This window comes from Aeromicrobium sp. WCS2018Hpa-31, assembly GCF_031843905.1.
Lineage (GTDB): Bacteria > Actinomycetota > Actinomycetes > Propionibacteriales > Nocardioidaceae > Aeromicrobium.
Genome location: NZ_JAVTJF010000021.1, coordinates 1 through 2,953, shown reverse-complemented (window position 1 = coordinate 2,953; position 2,953 = coordinate 1). Strand labels below are relative to the sequence as shown.

The 2,953-nt window shown below is 71.4% G+C and carries 2 protein-coding genes; one reads left to right on the top strand and one right to left on the bottom strand.

Going from position 1 to position 2,953, the window contains the following annotated elements:
* Positions 1 to 33: 33 nt before the first annotated feature.
* Positions 34 to 972 (bottom strand): 30S ribosomal protein S2, encoded by a 939-nt coding sequence (gene rpsB / locus RQG84_RS18055; protein ID WP_311211180.1) that lies wholly within the window; start codon positions 970 to 972, stop codon positions 34 to 36.
* 333 nt (positions 973 to 1,305) lie between these two features.
* Here rpsB and RQG84_RS18050 point away from each other — a divergent pair, with 333 nt between their 5' ends.
* Positions 1,306 to 2,232: a M23 family metallopeptidase gene (locus RQG84_RS18050; protein ID WP_311211179.1), complete on the top strand. Its 927-nt coding sequence runs from the start codon at positions 1,306 to 1,308 to the stop codon at positions 2,230 to 2,232.
* The last annotated feature ends 721 nt before the right edge of the window (positions 2,233 to 2,953 follow it).

The following is a 2,953-nucleotide window of genomic DNA, read 5'->3' as shown; positions in this document are numbered from 1 at the left end:
GGTGCCGGGGATGGCCCGGCACCCGACCAGGGATCACTTCTCGGCGGGAGCCTCGGTGGCCTCGGCAGCGGGGGCCTCGGCAGCCGGAGCCTCGGTCGTCTCGGCAGCCGGAGCCTCGGCGGCGGGCGCCTCGGTGGACTCGGCAGCCGGGGCCTCGGCGGCGGGGGCAGCGGACTCGTCCTTCTTCTCGTCCTTCTTCTCGAGCAGCTCGCGCTCCCACTCGGCCAGGGGCTCGTCGCCACCGAGCTCGGCGCCGGCCTCCTCGTTGCCCGTCTTGGCGCCACCGCGCTGCAGCAGGCCCTCGGCGACGGCGTCGGCGACCACGCGGGTCAGCACGCTGACCGAGCGGATGGCGTCGTCGTTGCCCGGGATCGGGTAGTTGACGTCGTCGGGGTCGCAGTTGGTGTCGAGGATCGCGACGATCGGGATGCCGAGCTTCTTGCACTCGTCGACCGCGAGGTGCTCCTTCTTGGTGTCGACGATCCACACCGCGGACGGGGTGCGGGCCATGTCGCGGACGCCGCCGAGGGTGCGGTTCAGCTTGTCGTACTCGCGACGCATCTGGAGGAGCTCCTTCTTCGTGCGACCGGAGCCCGCCACGTCGTCGAAGTCGATCTCCTCGAGCTCCTTCATGCGCTGGAGCCGCTGGTGCATCGTCTGGAAGTTGGTGAGCATGCCGCCGAGCCAGCGCTGGTTGACGAAGGGCATGCCGACGCGCTTGGCCTGCTCCTCGACCGGCTCCTGCGCCTGGCGCTTGGTGCCGACGAACAGGATCGTGCCGCCGCGGGCGACGGTGTTCTTGACGAACTCGTAGCCGGCATCGATGTAGGCCAGCGACTGCTGCAGGTCGATGATGTAGATGCCGTTGCGCTCGGTGAAGATGAAGCGCTTCATCTTCGGGTTCCAGCGACGGGTCTGGTGCCCGAAGTGGACGCCGCTCTCGAGCAGCTCTCGCATGGTGACGACCGCCATGGTCGATTCCTCCTCTGGACGCACCGGCCCTGCGGCGGGTGGTCCGTTCCTGGTTGATGCACCGCCGGTCGGCGGTGCCCTGACTCCCGTGCCACGCGAACCAACCTGCGAGCAGGACCAGGATCGCGCCCGGCGTTCGGTCGACGAGCGACGTCACGACGGAGACGGGCGTGCGAATTTCACGTCCGAGGACGTGATGGGGTCAGTCTAGGACACCGGGCGGGAGAACGAGAAATCCACAGACCCGGCGCCGTGGGCACCTGCGAACGTCCCGTGTCCACAGGTCGCGACGAGGGCCTGCCGCGACGAGCGTCGACGGGGTTCGCTCGAGTCATGCCGGTCCACTCCCCCCGCACCCGCCTCCTCCTCGCCGTCGGCGCTGCCGCCGCGATCCTGCTGTCGACGGCGACCGGTGTGGCGAGGGCCTCGGACGAGGGCCCGTCGTGGTCGTGGCCGCTCGGCCAGCGGGTGGTGGGCACGGAATTCGACCCGCCCGACACCCCCTACGGTGCGGGGCACCGCGGGATCGACCTGCCCGGCTCCCCGGGCGAGCCCGTGCGTGCCGTGGCGGCCGGCTGGGTCAGCTTCTCGGGCACGGTGGCCGGCGTGGGCGTGGTGACCGTCGACCACGGGAGCGAGCGCTCCACCTACCAACCGGTGGAGCGGCGCACGGTCGAGCGTGGCGACGCAGTCGAGCCCGGCGAGGTCCTGGGTCGACTCGCACCGGGTGGGACGCACTGCGCGAGCGCCTGCCTGCACCTCGGGCGACTGCAGGGCGAGCGCTACCTCGACCCGCGCGAGCGGCTCACCGGCGAGTCGCGGTTCGTGCTCGTGGACCCCGACGCCCGACTCCCCCGGCCCCCGGCCGGCGCCCTCGGCTCGCTCGGCGACCTCGCCCGGCCCGTCGGTGGACCGGTCACGTCGGCGTTCGGGATGCGTGTGCACCCGGTGACCGGCATCCGCAAGCTGCACGACGGCGTCGACCTGGGCGCCTCCTGCGGCACGCCCGTCCGAGCGGCGAAGGCCGGTACCGTCCGGTCCGCGGGGCGCGACGGCGCCTATGGACTCCGGGTCGTGCTGGACCACGGCGGCGGCGTGCGCACCGCCTACGCCCACCTGTCCTCGGCCTCGGTCTCGCGCGGCGACCGGGTCGACCCTCGCACCGTCGTCGGCCGCGTCGGCTCGACCGGCATGTCGACCGGCTGCCACCTGCACTTCATGGTGGTGCGCGGCGGGAAGCCGGTCGATCCGATGCGGTGAGGGGCTCTTCTCCCCGATCGCCTGCGGCTGCGTTCTCGTGGGTGGGTCTTCGCTCGCTGCTGCGCTTCCGCGGGTGGGTCTTCGCTCGCTGCTGCGTCGCTGTCGCCGGGTCGTGCCTTGCTGCTGCGCCGCTGTGGCTGCGAGTCGACCTGCTCTCCGAAAGGGCCTCGACCGGCGGACGGGTCCGGGGTCGGACGGGCTCTCGGGGCGTGGCTGGGGGGACGCAAGGTTCTGCGTTCGTGCGTGAAGGGTCGAAGGATGCTGCGTTCGTGGTCGGATCCCGTCGCGAACGCAGCATCGTTCGGGTTTCTGCACGCGAAGGCAGAACCTTGCCTCCGCAGGGGGCGACTCGTGCGGCGGGCGGGCAGAGATTCTCCCTTTGCGCGGGACGGTCCACGAGAAGGGAGAATCCCTACCCGAACGGGGCCCTTTTCGTCGCCACGATGCTTCCTTCGCGAGGCACGGTCCACGCGAAGGAAGAATCATGCGTGGATCACGCACAGAGGGGGAATCGTGGCCAAGCCCCGCAGACCCACTCGAGCCCAGACCCCCTGCTGCGGTCGAGGCCCTTTCGGAGACCGACCCCGACTCGCAGCCACAGCGACGCAGCACCAGGCGAGATCCCAGCCGCACCCCGCAGACCCAACCGACCCGAGACCCGCTGCTCCGGTCGAGGCCCTCTCGGAGCCCACCCCGACGCGCAGCCACAGCGACGCAGCAC

Coding starts and splice junctions, on each gene's coding strand:
- rpsB (WP_311211180.1), bottom strand. CDS start 972: ATGGCGGTCGTCACCATGCGAGAGCTGCTCGAGAGCGGCGTCCACTTC.
- RQG84_RS18050 (WP_311211179.1), top strand. CDS start 1,306: ATGCCGGTCCACTCCCCCCGCACCCGCCTCCTCCTCGCCGTCGGCGCT.